General features: G+C 68.0%; 14 protein-coding genes. 6 read left to right on the top strand and 8 right to left on the bottom strand.

The window, feature by feature from the left end:
• The first annotated feature begins 17 nt into the window (after window positions 1-17).
• The 3 genes from EV137_RS29820 to EV137_RS29830 all read left to right on the top strand — a co-directional run bounded on the left by EV137_RS29820 (window position 18) and on the right by EV137_RS29830 (window position 3,052).
• Complete coding sequence (locus tag EV137_RS29820) at window positions 18-1,052, top strand: adenosine deaminase (RefSeq protein ID WP_134131581.1); 1,035 nt, start codon at window positions 18-20, stop codon at window positions 1,050-1,052.
• Window positions 1,019-1,618: a histidine phosphatase family protein gene (locus EV137_RS29825; RefSeq protein ID WP_134131582.1), complete on the top strand. Its 600-nt coding sequence runs from the start codon at window positions 1,019-1,021 to the stop codon at window positions 1,616-1,618. Before EV137_RS29820 ends, EV137_RS29825 begins: the two co-directional genes overlap by 34 nt.
• 63 nt (window positions 1,619-1,681) lie before the next feature.
• A complete protein-coding gene (locus EV137_RS29830) occupies window positions 1,682-3,052 on the top strand; it encodes a TrpB-like pyridoxal phosphate-dependent enzyme (protein WP_134131583.1) in 1,371 nt (456 codons plus the stop codon).
• A 3-nt stretch (window positions 3,053-3,055) separates the two neighbouring features.
• Here the strand turns inward: EV137_RS29830 and EV137_RS29835 are convergent, their stop codons facing one another.
• Entirely contained in the window at window positions 3,056-3,559 is a 504-nt protein-coding gene (locus tag EV137_RS29835; protein WP_134008427.1) for a hypothetical protein, read from the bottom strand.
• A gap of 439 nt (window positions 3,560-3,998) precedes the next feature.
• Here EV137_RS29835 and EV137_RS29840 point away from each other — a divergent pair, with 439 nt between their 5' ends.
• Genes EV137_RS29840 through EV137_RS29850 form a run of 3 tightly spaced genes read left to right on the top strand, consistent with a single transcriptional unit; the run spans window position 3,999 to window position 6,624 of the window.
• Entirely contained in the window at window positions 3,999-5,345 is a 1,347-nt protein-coding gene (locus EV137_RS29840) for an NsdA family TPR-like regulatory protein (RefSeq protein WP_134131584.1), read from the top strand.
• On the top strand, window positions 5,342-5,980 hold the full coding sequence (locus EV137_RS29845; protein ID WP_134008421.1) for a 2'-5' RNA ligase family protein: 639 nt from the start codon (window positions 5,342-5,344) through the stop codon (window positions 5,978-5,980). The genes EV137_RS29840 and EV137_RS29845 overlap by 4 nt, the downstream gene beginning before the upstream one ends.
• Window positions 5,977-6,624, top strand: coding sequence for a MarR family transcriptional regulator (locus EV137_RS29850; protein ID WP_134131585.1), 648 nt, complete (start codon window positions 5,977-5,979; stop codon window positions 6,622-6,624). Before EV137_RS29845 ends, EV137_RS29850 begins: the two co-directional genes overlap by 4 nt.
• Here the strand turns inward: EV137_RS29850 and EV137_RS29855 are convergent.
• The 7 genes from EV137_RS29855 to EV137_RS29885 form a co-directional block, all read right to left on the bottom strand.
• Window positions 6,618-8,840 carry an FAD-dependent oxidoreductase gene (locus EV137_RS29855; protein ID WP_134131586.1) on the bottom strand — a complete coding sequence of 741 codons (2,223 nt, stop codon included), beginning with the start codon at window positions 8,838-8,840 and terminating at the stop codon, window positions 6,618-6,620. The genes EV137_RS29850 and EV137_RS29855 overlap by 7 nt on opposite strands.
• A gap of 11 nt (window positions 8,841-8,851) precedes the next feature.
• On the bottom strand, window positions 8,852-9,727 hold the full coding sequence (locus EV137_RS29860; protein ID WP_238175628.1) for a MurR/RpiR family transcriptional regulator: 876 nt from the start codon (window positions 9,725-9,727) through the stop codon (window positions 8,852-8,854).
• A 22-nt stretch (window positions 9,728-9,749) separates the two neighbouring features.
• Window positions 9,750-11,126 carry a hypothetical protein gene (locus EV137_RS29865; protein ID WP_166680043.1) on the bottom strand — a complete coding sequence of 459 codons (1,377 nt, stop codon included), beginning with the start codon at window positions 11,124-11,126 and terminating at the stop codon, window positions 9,750-9,752.
• A complete protein-coding gene (locus tag EV137_RS29870; protein ID WP_133789456.1) occupies window positions 11,126-11,950 on the bottom strand; it encodes a carbohydrate ABC transporter permease in 825 nt (274 codons plus the stop codon). The genes EV137_RS29865 and EV137_RS29870 overlap by 1 nt, the downstream gene beginning before the upstream one ends.
• Complete coding sequence (locus tag EV137_RS29875; protein WP_238175629.1) at window positions 11,943-12,761, bottom strand: carbohydrate ABC transporter permease; 819 nt, start codon at window positions 12,759-12,761, stop codon at window positions 11,943-11,945. The genes EV137_RS29870 and EV137_RS29875 overlap by 8 nt, the downstream gene beginning before the upstream one ends.
• Window positions 12,762-12,875: 114 nt before the next feature.
• Window positions 12,876-14,135, bottom strand: a complete 1,260-nt coding sequence (locus EV137_RS29880) for an ABC transporter substrate-binding protein (RefSeq protein WP_238175630.1) — start codon at window positions 14,133-14,135, stop codon at window positions 12,876-12,878.
• A 214-nt stretch (window positions 14,136-14,349) separates the two neighbouring features.
• Window positions 14,350-15,201 (bottom strand): type IV toxin-antitoxin system AbiEi family antitoxin domain-containing protein, encoded by an 852-nt coding sequence (locus tag EV137_RS29885; protein WP_134131590.1) that lies wholly within the window; start codon window positions 15,199-15,201, stop codon window positions 14,350-14,352.
• Window positions 15,202-15,302: the final 101 nt, after the last annotated feature.

The following is a 15,302-nucleotide window of genomic DNA, read 5'->3' on the forward strand; positions in this document are numbered from 1 at the left end:
ATCGGTAACCTTCGGTAATGACGCAGCGGGATCTGCGGGTGCTGCCGAAAACACACCTGCATCTGCACTTCTCCGGGTCGATGCGGCACCTCACGCTGGTCGAGCTGGCGGACAAGCACGGCGTGCGGCTGCCGGACGCGCTGCGGACCGATTGGCCGCCGGAGCTGTCGGCGGCGGACGAGCGTGGCTGGTTCCGGTTCCAGCGGCTGTACGACATCGCCCGCTCGGTGCTGCGGACGGAGGACGACGTACGGCGTCTGGTCCGTGAGGCGGCCGAGGACGACCGGGCGGACGGCTCGCGCTGGCTGGAGATCCAGGTGGACCCGTCCGGGTACGCGAGCCGCTTCCACGGCATCACCGAGTTCACCGACCTGGTGCTGGACGCAGCCCGCGACGCGTCGGCGTCGACGGGGATCGCCGTCCAGGTCATCATCGCGGCCAACCGGACCCGGCATCCGCTCGACGCCCGCACGCTGGCACGGCTGGCCTCGCAGTACGTCGGACGTGGCGTGGTCGGGTTCGGCCTGTCGAACGACGAACGACGCGGTACGACGTCCGAGTTCGAACCGGCCTTCCGGATCGCCCGCCACGCCGGGCTGCTCGCGGCGCCGCACGGTGGCGAGCTGTGTGGTCCGGCGACTGTTCGGACCTGTCTGGACGAGCTGGGCGCGGGCCGCATCGGCCACGGTGTCCGCTCCGTCGAGGACCCTGACCTCCTGAAGCGCGTCGTCGACGCGCAGATCGCGTTGGAGGTCTGCCCCGCGTCCAACGTCTCGCTCGGCGTCTACCGGCGTGCTGAGGACGTCCCGCTCCGCAAGCTCTACGAGGCAGGTGCCCGGATCGCGCTCGGCGCGGACGATCCGCTGCTCTTCGGCTCCCGCCTGGCCGAACAGTACGAAACCGCCCGCATCGTCCACGGCTTCACCGACCCCGAACTGGCCGACCTCGCCCGCAGCTCGGTCGTCGCCTCCACCGCCCCACCCGAGGTCCAGAAAACCCTCCTCACCGAAATCGACGAATGGCTGGGAACCCCCGCCACAGTCCCGGCCTGACCTACCTGGCCCGCCACGGCCAAACCGAGTGGAACGTCGCCGGCCGCCGGCAAGGGCGTCTCGACTCGCCACTCACTCCGCTCGGCCTCGAACAGGCCCACCGGAACGCCCAGTTGCTGGCCGGCGAAGGTATCGACGCGATCTTCGCCAGCCCCCTCGATCGAGCACGGCGTACGGCCTCGATCATCGCTTCTGAGCTCGGTCTGACCGTCGAAGTTGTCGACGACCTGGCCGAGATCGACCACGGGTTGTGGTCGGGTCTGGAGTCGGGACAGATCGACGCGCGGTGGCCGGGGCAGCGGGATGCGCGGGAGCGGGAGAAGTACACCTATCGGTTTCCGGAGGGTGAGAGCTACGCGGACGGCGAGGTGCGCGCCGGACGGGTGCTGGAGGAGGTCGGACGGAGCGGCGTACGGCGGCCTTTGTTGGTGTCGCACGAGATGATCGGGCGGATGCTGCTGCGACGGCTCGGCGTACCGGATGCGCTCGGTACACGGCAGCCGTCCGATGTCGTCTACCGTGTGCGCGCCGGTGGGGTGCTGGAGGGGTTGTCGAGTTCCGGATAACTGCTGGTTGCGTTCCGGTTCAGGTCATTGTCCGGGGGGCGGCTCGGGCCTAACTTTGCGTGCATGACGCCGACGAAGATCCTGCTGCCAGAGGAAGAGCTGCCGACCCGTTGGTACAACGTGCTGCACGACCTGCCGACGCCTCCGCCGCCGGTGCTGCATCCGGGTACAGGGCAACCGATCGGGCCGGACGATCTCACGCCACTGTTCCCGATGGACCTGATCCTGCAGGAGGTCTCACAGGAGCAGTACGTCGACATTCCGGGTGAGGTGCTCGATGTCTACCGGCTGTGGCGGCCCAGTCCGTTGTATCGCGCGCACCGGCTGGAGAAGGCGCTCGATACGCCGGCCCGGATCTATTACAAGTACGAAGGCGTCTCGCCGGCGGGATCACACAAGCCGAACACGGCGGTCCCCCAGGCGTACTACAACGCGAAGTCCGGCGTCCGGAAGCTCACGACCGAGACTGGGGCCGGCCAGTGGGGTACGGCGCTCGCGTTCGCCTGCGCGCAGTACGGCTTGGAGTGCGAGGTCTGGCAGGTGCGGGCGTCGTACGACCAGAAGCCGTACCGGCGGACGATGATGCAGGTGTTCGGGGCGACCGTGCACCCGAGTCCGTCCGACCTGACCGAGGCCGGGCGGAAGATCCTCGCCGGTGACCCCGACTCCACCGGCTCGCTCGGGATCGCGATCAGCGAGGCGGTCGAGGCCGCCGTGCAGGATCCCGAGGTGCACTACGCGCTCGGCTCGGTGCTCAACCACGTGCTGATGCACCAGACCATCATCGGCGAAGAGGCGCTGATGCAGCTCGCGATGGTGGGCGAGACCCCCGACCTGATCGTCGGCTGCACCGGCGGCGGATCGAACTTCGGCGGCCTGGCGTTCCCGTTCCTGCGGGAGAAATGGGCCGGCCGGATGTCCCCGATCGTGCGCGCGGTCGAGCCGGCCGCGTGCCCGTCACTCACCCAGGGCACGTATGCGTACGACTTCGGCGACACCATCGGGATGACGCCATTGATGAAGATGCACACGCTGGGCCACGACTTCATCCCCGATCCGATCCACGCGGGCGGCCTGCGGTACCACGGCATGAGCCCGCTGATCAGCCATCTCTACGAGACCGGCGAGATCGAGGCGGTCGCCAAACCACAGTCCGAGTGCTTCGCCGCCGGGGTGCAGTTCGCGCGGACCGAAGGCATCGTCCCCGCGCCCGAGCCCACCCATGCGCTCGCGGCCGCCGTCGAGGAAGCCCAACGCTGCAAGGAGTCCGGCGAGGAGAAGGTCATCCTCACCGCCCTCTGCGGCCACGGTCACCTCGACCTCGCCGCGTACGACGCCTACCTGTCCAACGCCATCATCGACCGCACCTGGGAGGACTCCGAGATCCAGTCAGCAGTCGCCGAAGCACTGACCCATCTGCCGGCGATGGGCTGACCCTCAGCGGCCGCCGCGCTTCCACCACGGCTTGGGCCGCTTCGCCACCGCGGTGAGCCATTCCTCCGGGATGGCCCACCCGCGGGAGGTCAGCGCGTCGAAGTACTGCACCTTCAGGCTGTCCGGCAGCCAGTACGTCGCCTTGTGGCGGCCGGACGCCTCGAAGTACGTCGTACGTTGGCGACGGCTCCACACTGTCGCCTGACTCGAACTGTAGGCGAGGCGTACGTAATCCCAGCGCGCCTGTTCGTCGTCCATGTCGAAGGCGCGCTCGACGGCGCGCGCCTTGCCCTGTGGCTCCTGCTCGATCTCGTCGATCAGCTTCTGCACGACAAGGCGATCGTCGGTGAGCTCCGTCGGTAGCTGTAGTCCCACCGGATCCAGCACCACCGCACCCAACCGCGGCCGCGCCACCTCCAGGAACACCTCGAGCAGCGCGAGCCCTTCCTCCGCCCGCCCGAACCGCTCCAGCTCGGCATGCAACGTCGTCACGGCTTCCTCGGGCATCCCACAACTTTAGAGGTCTCGCGAGTAGGTGGCGCCGTCGCGAGCGTCGTCCAGCGGAGTGCTGGGCAAGGCGGAGGAGGGAGGCAGGACGGAGTCCTGTCGACCGACGACAACGCCGCCCAGTGCCCGCGGGGCGGCGCGTAGCAGGCGCCACCTACTCGCGAGACCTCTTAGAGGGCCACCTACTCGCGGGACCTCTTAGAGGTCCATCGTCGAGGGGCTGCCCCTATCTGCCCCGGGATGCCCCACCTTCCTCACGCTCAGCAACCGTCAACGCGCGCCGAAATCACCGTCGATTCGTCGCCGCGGACCATCCACGGCGGTCGAGAACCCCTTTTTCCACAGGGATTCGGGGCAGATCGGGGCAGCCTGGGGCAGATCGTCCACAGGACCCGATTTCGCCGTCGCAGAGGGTGTTCGGCGTCTTACAGTTACCGCCATGTCAGGGCCGAACGAGTTTCTCCGCGAGGCGCGGGAACGCACCCCCTCACGGCGCGCGCCGGGTGAACACATGTCCCGGAGCGAGCTGGCCGACACCATCTGCGCGTGGCTCTGGGACACGACCGAGATCAAGTACGAGCTCGACGGCCACTACATCGCCAAGCTGGAACGCGGCGCGGTCCGCTGGCCCGGCGCGGCGTACCGCTCCGGCCTGCGCCACGTGCTCGGCGTTGCCTCCGACAACGACCTCGGCTTCTTCCCGCCCTCCGGCGTCTCCCTGACCGAGCCGGAGCTGGCACCGCCGGCGTCGATGGCCGGCCACGACGACGACCTGGTCAACGCGGGCGATGAGTCGATCGCATTGCTGTCGTTCGCCGAGGAGTCGAACGTCGGCGAGCTCACCGTCGAACAGTTGCAGGCCGACATCGAGCGGATCGCGCAGTCCTACCTGCGGACGCCGATCCGGCCGCTGTTCGCGAAGAACCGCGCGATCCGCGACCGCGCCTTCGGGCTGCTGGCCGGCAACCAGTCGCCGCGCCAGTCCCGTGACCTGTACGCGGCCGCCGGCTGGGCGATCACGCTGCTCGCCTGGATGTCGGTCGATCTCGGCCGGCCGGATATCGCCGAGGGTCATACCCGGACGGCGTGGGCCTGCGCCGAGGCCGCGGATCACGACGTACTGCGGGGCTGGATCCGCGCCACCCAGCACACCGCCGCGTTCTGGCAGGAGGACTTCGCCCGCGCGGCGGCGTACGCCGAGGACGGCCTGCGGTACAACGCCGGCACGGCCAGACTCTTCCTCGCCAGCGCCGCCTCCGTCGACCACGCCCGCGCCGGACGCACGGACAAGGCCCGTGACCTCCTCGACGTCGCCCGAACCCTCGCCGTCCGCCCCGCCGATTCGGAACCAGGCGGCGTCCTGCTCTGTACGCCGGAACGCGCCGAAGGACTGTGGGCGGACACGCACCTGGCGTTCGGCGACGCCCAGCGCACCGCGGATCACGCCGACCACAGCATCGCCCTGTTCGAGGCCGTCCCGTACGCACTCCGGAACGCCGGCTCCGAACGGATGGCCCGCCTCCAGCAGGCCAAGGCGCGGCTGCTCCTCGGACACCTCGACGGTGCGATCGAGGCGGTGGACCCGGTGCTGGAGCTCCAGCCGGAGTACCGCGTGCGCCCGCTGATCCAGCGCGTCGCGGAGGTCGCCGCCCTGACAGCGCCGTACGCGCGCAGCCCGAAGGGCCGGATGCTGCGGGACCGGATCGCCGAGTTCACCCAGCAGCCAGGACTGCCGACGCGCCTGACCACCCCGAACCGACGACGCGTGATCGAGGAGCACACATGATCAAGGAAGTCCGCGATCACTGGTACTGGCGCCCGAACTGGCGGCCCGGGCGATCGTTCTACACATGGCACGTCGTCTTCCCGAACGACGCCGTGCTGACCGACGTGCACGCGGCGTACCGGCGGCTGGTCGATTCGCTGCCCGGGATTACGCCGGTACCGGTCCAATGGCTGCACCTCACGTTGCAGGGCATCGGGTTCGCCGACAAGGTTCCGCAGTCGGACCTCGACCCGATCATCGACGCGGCGCAGCGCCGACTCGAGTACTTCCGGCCGTTCGAGATCAAGCTCGGCCCCGCGGTCGTCGACGCCGAGAGCCTGCAGCTCCCGGTCTCCCCCGTCGACCGCCTGCGCCGTCTGCGGGCACAGCTCCGTGCCGCGATCACCGACGTCTGGGGCAGTGACTCCGTGCCCGCACTGCCCGAGCTCGACCCACACGTCTCACTCGGCTACTGGAACCAGCCTGCCCCTGCCGAGCCGCTCCGCCAACGCGTCAACGCTCTGGCCGGGGGCGTCGCCAGAACCGAGATCAGCCGCGTGAGCCTCATCAACCTCAACCGCGATCACCACCAGTACGAGTGGACCACCTACGCAACCCTCCAGCTCGGAGCCCGGCCGAGCGGAGCGAACCCATGAGCGCAACCACAACCAGCCCATTGGCCGGTGACGCCGCCTCACTGATCATCCGCGCGCTCCTGGACTTCCGCAGCCTCTGGACCACCCATGACCTCGTGACGACCACCGGCGTTCCCGCACAGACCATCCGGCGGGTGGTCAACCGGCTCGAGCGCGAAGAACTCGTAGAGCGTCAGGCGCCCGGAGTCATCGCCGTACCGAGCTGGCTCACTCTGCTCCGCCGCTGGAACGAGGAGGTCCGCTTCAGCCGCGACGTCCGTGTGACGTACTGGCGCAGCAAGCACGGCGCCCAGCCGCTCCTGGACCGCGTCGCAGCCACACCAGTTCGTCACGCGGTCAGCGGCGCGCATGCGGCACGGGTGTGGGTGCCAGAGACACCGGCCGGCCCGACCGTGATCTACACCCCCGATGCGCGAGCTGCGGCCACGGTGTGGGAGCTCGTGCCGGCCAGGGGCAGGGCCATCATCCTGGCCGAGCCTTCCGGGGATGTGGTGTACACCCGCTCCCGGAAGACCGACAGCGGCATCCGGCTCGCCGCACCCGCACAAGTCCTCGCAGACCTACTGACGGGTGCAGCGTCGGCCGGTGCGGCTGAGCCTCTGACGCACTGGATGCTGGAGCACGAACTCGAGTGGCGTTACTGAGCCGACGAGTAGGCGCGGATGGAGACGACATGCGCTCGTGGGGCGCCGTTGGTGCGTCGGGTCGTGAGGCGGAGCTGGGTAACTCGGGTGGGGGTCTCCAAACGGTGGTGCTGTGTGCGATGGTGGTTGTCGGTGACCTTGGCGACCTGCTGCCACGGGCCGTCGCCGTTGCGGACCTCCACGTTGTAGTCCGCCACGAGCGTGGGGAGCGACTCGAACGGCGTGCGGTGATGGTGGAGGTTGATGAGGTCCTCTTGGACGTCCGCGTCCAGGACGACGACGATCTCGGACAGGTCGACCGGCTCGGGCCAGGCGAGTTCGAGCCAGGGCTCGGAGTCCCAGGCGAGATCTTCCGACGACCAGAGGTTCGGGCCGCCGTACGGGCGGGAGTAGCCGCCGATCACCTTCTCGGGTGCGTACGCCGCGGTCTCGCCGAGGCGGATGCAGAGGCCGCCGCGGGGCAGGATGTGTTTCCAGGCACGGAACTGCTCCGTCCACTGCTCGTCGGGCGCCGGATCGTGATGGGCGAAGTGAACCGTGCCGGGGAGTCCCGTCGCAGCAGTGTGTACGGAGATGTCCGGTGTGCTGCGCAGTATGACGAACGCGTTGGACGGAGCGGACGGACGCCAGGCCAACGGGACGTGGATCCAGCGCTTCTCGCCGGGCGGCACCTTGACGGTGCAGGAGTCGACGAGCTTGGCCGGGAGGTAGTTCTGCGCCTTGACCGGGTCGTGGAGCTCGACGGTCAGGGAGCCTCCCGTCGAGTCGACGAGTAACTCGAAACCGTCGAGCGCGGGGTCGATCGGGATGACCATTCCGAGGTCTGTGGTCAGCGGCAGCGTTCCGGACGAGACCTCGAGGGCCGGTCGGGTCAGGGTGGAGGACGCGGTGACGGTCGCCGACAATGCAGCGTTTTCCGGATCGTCGTCGATGACGCCCAGAACCGACGAGTCGGCGCGGGTCAGCGCGTGCTTCATCAGGCCGAACCGGTCGTGCGCCAGCTCGCGTGGCGTCAACCCGTTGCGCAGGGCAACAGCTGCGCCGATGCCGGCTGCTTCACCCAGCAACGCACAGGTCGCCATCACCCGCGTCGTACCGAATGCGACATGGCTCGCACTGATGTTCCGTCCCGCCATCCACAGATTCCGGACGTTCCGTGAGTACAGGGAACGCAGCGGAATGTGGTAGTTGCCGGCCGGATGCCAGTGCTTCGATCCGCGTTCGACCGCGTACACGCCACCGGGCGGGTGCAGGTCGATCGACCAGCCGCCGAAGGCCACGCGGTCGTCGAACTCCGTCTGGTCGAGCACGTCGTGCTGAGTCAGCACGTGGTCGCCGAGGAACCGCCGGTACTCACGTTTTCCGGGTACCGACCCGATCCACTCCAGGGTCAGGTTGTCCGCGTCGAACTGCCCCGAGTTCTTGATGTAGTCCCAGATCCCGTACACCACGGCCTGCAGTTCGTCGCGGATCGCCTCGTTGTCGTCGACGACGTCCAGCTCACCGCCCCACTCGATCCACCAGAACGCGCACCCGTTCATATCGGTCCGGATCACGCGACGTTCCGGAATCGCGGTTTCCGTGACGTCCCGGGCGAACGACGGCGGCACGAACCGCACCGGTTCCCCGGCGTCCTTGCTGTAGAAGAGGATCGTGCTGCCGAGCGTGTTCGAGTCCGGTACGTCGGGAGCCCACGACTCGTCGTACTCCGAACGCGGCTCCCGCCCGGTCCGGTACTCCGCTCCCGCGAGGACGCCGACCAGGCCGTCGCCCGAGCAGTCCACGAACGCCGGGCTGACGAACCGGATCTCCTTCTCGGACCCCATCTGCCACCCGGTCACCGACCGGATCTCGCCGTCCGCGGCCTCCACGGTCCGGACGTCGGTGTTCAGGTACAGCGTTATCCGCGGCTCGGCGCGGACCGCCTCCAGCAGCACGAGATCCCAGTAGTACGGGTTTCCGAGCGGATTCCGGAACTGGTTCTCGACGAGCAGCTCACCCATGATGCCGGTCTCGCGGGCGAAGCTCTGGACGCCGTGTGCGGTCGCCCCGCACACCCACACCCGCACCTCGCTGGACGAGTTGCCGCCGAGCACCGGCCGGTTCTGCACCAGCGCCACGGTGCTCCCCTGCCGCGCGGCGCCGATCGCCGCGCAGATCCCGGCGAGCCCGCCGCCGACGACGGTCAGATCGGACTGGACCTCGAGCTGCTGCATGCACAAGCCTTTCAGGTATCTCGCTGTACGACGGGCTGCCCCGGCCCGTTCGGATGATGTGCGGTCAGGTGATCGGGCACCCGCTGCGCGACCAGGACGAACAGCAGGCCGGCCGTCAGTACGTCGCTCGCGCGGCCGGCGAAGAACTCGGTCCAGTTCGCGCCGTTCGGCGTACCGGTGTCGAGGGTGACGTCGGCGATCCGGCCGATCGGCGCGTCCGGCATCCCGGTGATCGCGACCGTGAGCGCGCCCTCCTCGCGGGCGCGCTTGATGAAGTCGAGCGTGGTCGCATCGGTGCCGGACCGCGTCACCGTCAGCGCGACATCGCCCTCGCCGAGTAAGCCGGCGCCGATCTGCGACGACTGCGGACCGTCGAAGAACCAAACCGGGATCCCGATCCGCAGCAGCCGGATGTACAGCTCGCGGGCCGGGATCGCGTCGCCCCACTCGCCGTAGATGTGGGTCCGCCGGGCGCCGGCGATCGCGTCCGCGACCCGGGTGGCCGCGGTCAGATCGATCGCGGCCAACGCGTTCCGCAGCGCGTTCGCCTGCGTCGACGCGAGCACGTTCAGCACCTGCTCGGGCGGATCCGCCGGGCCGATCGCCATACCGATGTCGCTCGCCCACCCGGCCTCCAGACCGCGGCCGACCTCCATCGCCAGCGCGGCCCGCAGCGCGGGGTACCCGGCGTACCCGAGATGGGTCGACAGCCGGGTGACCGTCGCGGCCGAGGTCTGCGCGGCCCCGGCCAGCTTCGTGATCGAACCGCGCGCGACCTCGTCCGGGTTCGCCAGGATGTGTTCGGCGACCCGCTGCATCGCACCGTTCAGCTCGGGCAGGGCCCGCTTGACGAGCTGCAACGGACTCGGACTGCCGGCTCGTTCCATCGAGGAATCCATTCCGTGATCATCACGTATAGACGAACTGGGCACTCGCGACGCCGTCGGCATCACTCACCACCCGTACCCAGTGCGCACTGAACCCGGGCGGGAAAACGGGTGACCGGATCTGCCCCGGCTCGACCGTCAACGTCTCCACCGCGCCGAACCGGCCGTGCCCGTGGAAGTCGATCTCGACCGTGATCGCCAGCGGGGTGTCGGAGAAGTTCTCCAGGTGCAGACACTTTCCGTCGAAGCCCGTCATCAGGTACGGATCGGACGGAACGCCGGCGGAAACCGTTGTCTCCCACCACGGCCCACCCCACCCGGCCGGCTTTCCGAAACTCCACAGGTCGTCGGTCTTCCCGAACCACAGCCCGGACTGCGGCTCGGCCGTCGTCGGGTTGAGCCCGTGGCTCGGTGAAGCGTTGTCCGCACCCGCCACGAGCATCCCGCGCCACGAGCAGAAGTCGCCCAGGACCCACAGGTGCGTCGAGATCGGACGGACACCCCAGATCCGGCCGCCGTACGCCCACGGCGACACCTCGTAGAACATCCCGTGGTGGTCCATCAGCAGCCGCTCGTGCTCGACCTCGCGGATCCGCGGCCACTCGGTCTGCCACTTGTGGTCGAAGCAGTGCGACGCCTTCGGCAGCCGGTACCGGGTCCACTGCTGGTCGGCCTCGGTGAACACCTCGAGGATCGCCGACGCCCGGTCCCACCCGGTCGCGAAGATCGTCCCGCCGAACTCGTGCCGTCCGCCGATCGCGGTGAACGGATCGTCCCGCAGGATCTTCCACGACGTGCCGTCGTACTCGGCCAGCCGGCCGCGTGACCGCTCGCCGGCCCACTCCGGCTCGGCGTACTCGTTGGAGCACACCACGAGCCGGCCGAAACTCGTGTAGCAGTCCTTGTAGTGGACCTTCATCTCGCCGTCGGTCCCGAGCTCGTCGTTGAGATCGAAGAGCTGCGTGCACTCGTACGTCGTGATGTCGAGCTCGAACAGCTCGCCCTCCATCGCGAGCACGTACACGTGCGTGTCCGGTTTCGTCAGGTGCCGCGACGTACCGCAGACCCGCAACGGCTGCAGCTCCGGGATCGTCACGATCTTGTGGTCGGCGGAAATCACGTGCGGCCCGAGGACCAGCTTCGACGTCGGAAAATGCACGAAACGGTTGGTGTACGTTCCGTCCACGCCGAGAGTTTCCGGAACGATTTCCATCGACAGGTCGGCGTCGACCCGGCGCAGGCTGACGCCCGCACCGGACCGCGCCTTGTGGGAGTTGTAGTTCTGGACGTAGAGCTTCCCGTTCCACGGCATCAGCGAACCGATACCGAGCTCGCTGCGCGGCGGCCCGAAGTCGCCGATCTGCGCGAGATGCGGAAAGACACCTGAAACGTTCTGCATCATTTGATCCCTGTATGAGTCATGGCGGCGATGAAGCGGCGTTGCAGGACGACGAACACGATCAGCACCGGCACGATCGAGATCACCGAGGCGGCCATCGTCAGGCCGGGCGCGATCTGGCCCTGTTCGTCGACGAAGTTCGTCAGGCTGAGCGGCAGCGTGTACCGGTCCGGGTTGCTGATCAGCACCAGCGGCGTCTCGTAGTCGTTCCAGGACCAGACGAACGCGAGGATGCCGAGCGCGCTCATCACCGGCGTTGCCAACGGCAAGTAGATCCGGGTGAACACCCGCCACTCGTTGGCGCCGTCCATCCGCGCGGCCTCGGCGAACTCCGCCGGCTGGCTGACGAAGAACTGGCGCATCAGGAATGTTCCGAGCACGGTGAACATCCCCGGCAGGATCAGCGCCCAGAGCGTGTCGTACAGCCCGAGTTTCTGGAAGTAGATGAACCGCGGAACGAGCAGCAGTTGGGCCGGAATGATCGCCGTCGCCAGGTACAGCAGGAACAGCTTGTCCCGGCCCTTGAACGACATCCGGGCGAACGCGTAGCCGGCCATCGTCGCCGTGATCAGCTCTCCCGCGACCCGCAGCAGCGCCACGAACACCGAGCGGCCGAACGCCGGAAGGACCGAGGTCGCCCCGCTCAGGACTGTGCTGAAGTTGTCCCACTGGAACGGGTCCGGGATCCACTGCATCGGGATCTTGTAGGCGTCCACGTCCGGCTTCAGCGCGGTCGAGATCATCCACGCGAACGGTGCCAGGAAAGCGATGGCGAGGATCCACAGCGGCACGCCCCAGATCCATTTGCTGTACTTGTTAGTCATTGAGGGCCCTCCCTCGCTGCGCCCGCCAGGTGAGCAGGGTCAGGACGAGTACGCCGACGAACGTCACCAGGCCGATCGCCGACGCGTAACCGAACCGGTAGAACTGGAAACCGGTCTGGTACATGTAGTACGAGATCGTGGTGGTCGCGTCGCCCGGACCACCCGCGGTGATCAAGGCGATCAGGCCGAAGCCCTGCGACGCCCCGATGATCAGCGTGACCAGCAGGAAGATCGTTGTCGGCAGCAACGACGGCCAGGTGATCACACGGAACTTCGACCACGCGGAAGCACCGTCGATGTCGGCCGCTTCGTACAACTGCCGCGGCGCGTCCTGCAGCGCGGACAGGTAGATCAGCGAGCAGTACCCGACGCCGCCCCAGACCGCCATCACGATCAGTGCCGGCAGCGCCCAGTGCGAGGACGCGAACCACCCCGGCTGGAGCCCGAACGCGTCGAGGACCTGGTTCACCAGACCGGCCTTCGGGTTCATCAGCATCAACCAGGTCATGCCGATCGCGACCACGTTGACGATGTACGGCAGGAAGAAGATCGCCCGGAGCACGGCGCGGCCTGGGAGCGGACGGTTGAGCGCGATCCCGAGCGCGAGTCCGAGGACGACGGTGAGCGGGACCGACACCACGACGTACACGAGTGTCAGGCCGATCGCGTGCCAGAACCCGGGGTCCCGGGCGATCGCGACGAAGTTGTCGATGCCGTTGAAGGTGATGCCACCGAGGCCGGACACCAGGTTCCAGTCCGTGAAGGCGAGCACGACGACGCTGATCAGGGGAATCAACGTGAACGCGATCACGCCGAGCAGGTTCGGGGCGATGAACAGGAACCCGATCCAGCCGGACGGACGGATCCCGGAGCCCTGCTCGGTCCGGGCCTCGGTGCCGGCCGCGACGACCGTGGCGGCTGGCCATCAGGGCCTCCTCTCGTTACGGGCGATCGCGGCGTCGGCGAGCCGCCGTACCTCACGGATCGCGACGCCGGGGTCCTTCTCGCCGAGGCAGCAGAGGTCGCGCTGCTGCTTCACCGCCAGGGAAATCTCCGGAAATCCGGTCAGCCGGGTGTCGGTCGCGAGCTTCGGATCGGACGCCAGGACGACGCGCCGGAACGAGTCGAGGTCGAAGTACTTCTCCGGCTCTTTTCCGAGCATTCCGGAAACGATCTGCTCGTCGGTGACGTTGCCGAGCGCCGGCATCTTGCCGCCCTTGAGCATCGGCGTCGCGCCCTCGGTCAGCCAGAACTTCACGAACGCCCAGGCCGCCTCGAACTTCGGCGACTTCGGGTTGACCATGATGAAGTTGCTGAACGATCCGCCGTTCCAGTTCTGGCCGTCGACGGTCGGCGACGGCGCGAACGCGACCTTGAAGTCGTGCGGGTACTTCTTCGCGTCGTACAGGTAGCGCAGGTTGAACGGTGCGGTCGACCAGAGGTGGAACTCCTCGCCGAGGAACGAGTTCTGCTGGTACGCGTCAAGATGCCGGGACAGCACCTCGGTCCACGGGAACGCCGTACCTTCCGCGATCATCTCGCGGCCGAGGCGGAAGCCCTGCTCGAAGTGCGGATCGCCGAAGTTCGAGCGGTTTCCGTCGTACCAGTAGTTCGGCCCGAGGGCGATCCGGGCGACGTCGGGCAGCGTGTACGTGCCGACCGTCTTGTCCGTCGTCAGCTTCTTCGCCGTCGCGCGGAACTCGTCGATCGTCCACGACTGCGGGAGCTCGACCTTGGCCTGCTGCCGGAGCTTCTCGTTGAACAGCACGAAGAACGGCTCCCGCGCGGTGGCGAGCGCCTTGACCTTGCCGTTGTCGATGTACGACCGCGGCTGCTCGGTGTCGAGGAACACCTGCAGGTCCGGGTCCGCCTTCACGCGATCGGTCAGGTCCGCCGCCAGTCCGGACCCGGCCCGCAACGCCATCGCACCCTGCGAGTACGTGAAGTACACGTCGATGTCGACGCCGCCCTGGAGGGCGGTGTCGAGCTTGAGGTTGCCGCGGTCGTCGTTCACGAACCGCGTGTAGTTCACCTTGTACTGCGGAAACTTCTCCTGGAACGCCTTCACCACATCAGCCGGCCCGGATGCCGCCGGCACCCCGCCCCACACCTGCAGAGCCCCCGACCGCCCACCGTCACCACCGGAACACCCCGGCACCACAGCAGCCGCCAGCCCTGCCCCCACCCCGGCCAACACCTCCCGCCGAGAAAATCCTTTACGCCTCACAACCCACCTCCCACCAGATTGCGCAAAAGATTAGCGACCCCAGCCCCTCCTGCCTACCCCCAACGCAAATCTTTTTCAGAACCGCTAACGACAGGAGGTAGTAGCTCCTGCCCGCCACCGACGCCCGCTCTCCAGCGCAGCTCGGCCAGCTCCACAGGCGTACCTCCTGTCGTTAGCGCCCCACGAGCGCGGCGCGAACGGTCTCAATCACCCAGACCGGATCCCCGATCACCTGCTGATAGGTGAACCGCAGCACCAACCAGCCGGCGGCAACCAGGTCGTCGTACCGCCGGCAATCCGCAGCGAACGCACCAGGCGACCCGTGGAACTCGTAGCCCTCAGCCTCCAGCGCGATCCGCGCGGCCCGATGCCCGAGATCGACCCGAACCCGGATACCGCCTGCGTACACAACGACCTGCGGCTCGAAGTCCTCGATCCCAGCGCCGATCAGCAGGCTCCGCAACATCGACTCCAGGAAACTCTCGGACCGCGTGATGGCTGTGGCGGCGACCCGAACCGCGTTCGGACGACCCGGTCCACGCATCGCCTCGGCCGCAGCTTCCAACTCTTCCTTCGCCAGCCTGCCAGTGGCCAACGCCGCGTCAGCTACCGCGAGAGCCTCGCCGAACGGCAGGAGTCGTGAACAATCGAGGACCGTTCGCAGCAGGCCCGTCAGCCGAGCATCTCGCTCCTCGTGCGAGACCGCTGCCCAGTGCAGCTCAGCCGGGCGGCCCGGCCGCGGCCTGCGGTGAGCAGGAACCGTGACGTGCGGCTTCTCCGGTCGTACGAGCAGCGGCAGTCCCCAAGCCGTTGCGGCGCTTGTATAGGAAACGACACCGTCGTACGCGATCGCAGCAAGTCGGTCCGCTCCGAGACTCGGCAGACCGTAGACCCCGCGTGCAAGCCGCTCGACCTCGCCTCGCTGCATCGCCGCTTTCAAGGCCCCAGGCGAGACCAGGCCGACCAGCTGCGCGGCTGTCGCACAGCCGCCGAGCCGGGCCAGGATCTCGGCGACAACGGTCACCCATCGATACTGCGGGATTCGCGGCGACTGGCGCGGAAGTTGTCCACAGGCCCGCTAACGACAGGAGGTAGTCGCCTCGGTGACGACCCGGCACGCTCAGC

This window comes from Kribbella pratensis, assembly GCF_004366075.1.
Classification (GTDB): Bacteria; Actinomycetota; Actinomycetes; order Propionibacteriales; family Kribbellaceae; genus Kribbella; species Kribbella pratensis.

What these genes read in the sequence shown, in the direction of transcription:
- EV137_RS29865 (WP_166680043.1), bottom strand. Translation starts at nt 11,126, where the DNA reads ATGCAGAACGTTTCAGGTGTCTTTCCGCATCTCGCGCAGATCGGCGAC.
- EV137_RS29835 (WP_134008427.1), bottom strand. Translation starts at nt 3,559, where the DNA reads ATGCCCGAGGAAGCCGTGACGACGTTGCATGCCGAGCTGGAGCGGTTC.
- EV137_RS29845 (WP_134008421.1), top strand. Translation starts at nt 5,342, where the DNA reads ATGATCAAGGAAGTCCGCGATCACTGGTACTGGCGCCCGAACTGGCGG.
- EV137_RS29825 (WP_134131582.1), top strand. Translation starts at nt 1,019, where the DNA reads ATGGCTGGGAACCCCCGCCACAGTCCCGGCCTGACCTACCTGGCCCGC.
- EV137_RS29840 (WP_134131584.1), top strand. Translation starts at nt 3,999, where the DNA reads ATGTCAGGGCCGAACGAGTTTCTCCGCGAGGCGCGGGAACGCACCCCC.
- EV137_RS29870 (WP_133789456.1), bottom strand. Translation starts at nt 11,950, where the DNA reads ATGACTAACAAGTACAGCAAATGGATCTGGGGCGTGCCGCTGTGGATC.
- EV137_RS29855 (WP_134131586.1), bottom strand. Translation starts at nt 8,840, where the DNA reads ATGCAGCAGCTCGAGGTCCAGTCCGATCTGACCGTCGTCGGCGGCGGG.
- EV137_RS29850 (WP_134131585.1), top strand. Translation starts at nt 5,977, where the DNA reads ATGAGCGCAACCACAACCAGCCCATTGGCCGGTGACGCCGCCTCACTG.
- EV137_RS29860 (WP_238175628.1), bottom strand. Translation starts at nt 9,727, where the DNA reads ATGGAACGAGCCGGCAGTCCGAGTCCGTTGCAGCTCGTCAAGCGGGCC.
- EV137_RS29820 (WP_134131581.1), top strand. Translation starts at nt 18, where the DNA reads ATGACGCAGCGGGATCTGCGGGTGCTGCCGAAAACACACCTGCATCTG.
- EV137_RS29830 (WP_134131583.1), top strand. Translation starts at nt 1,682, where the DNA reads ATGACGCCGACGAAGATCCTGCTGCCAGAGGAAGAGCTGCCGACCCGT.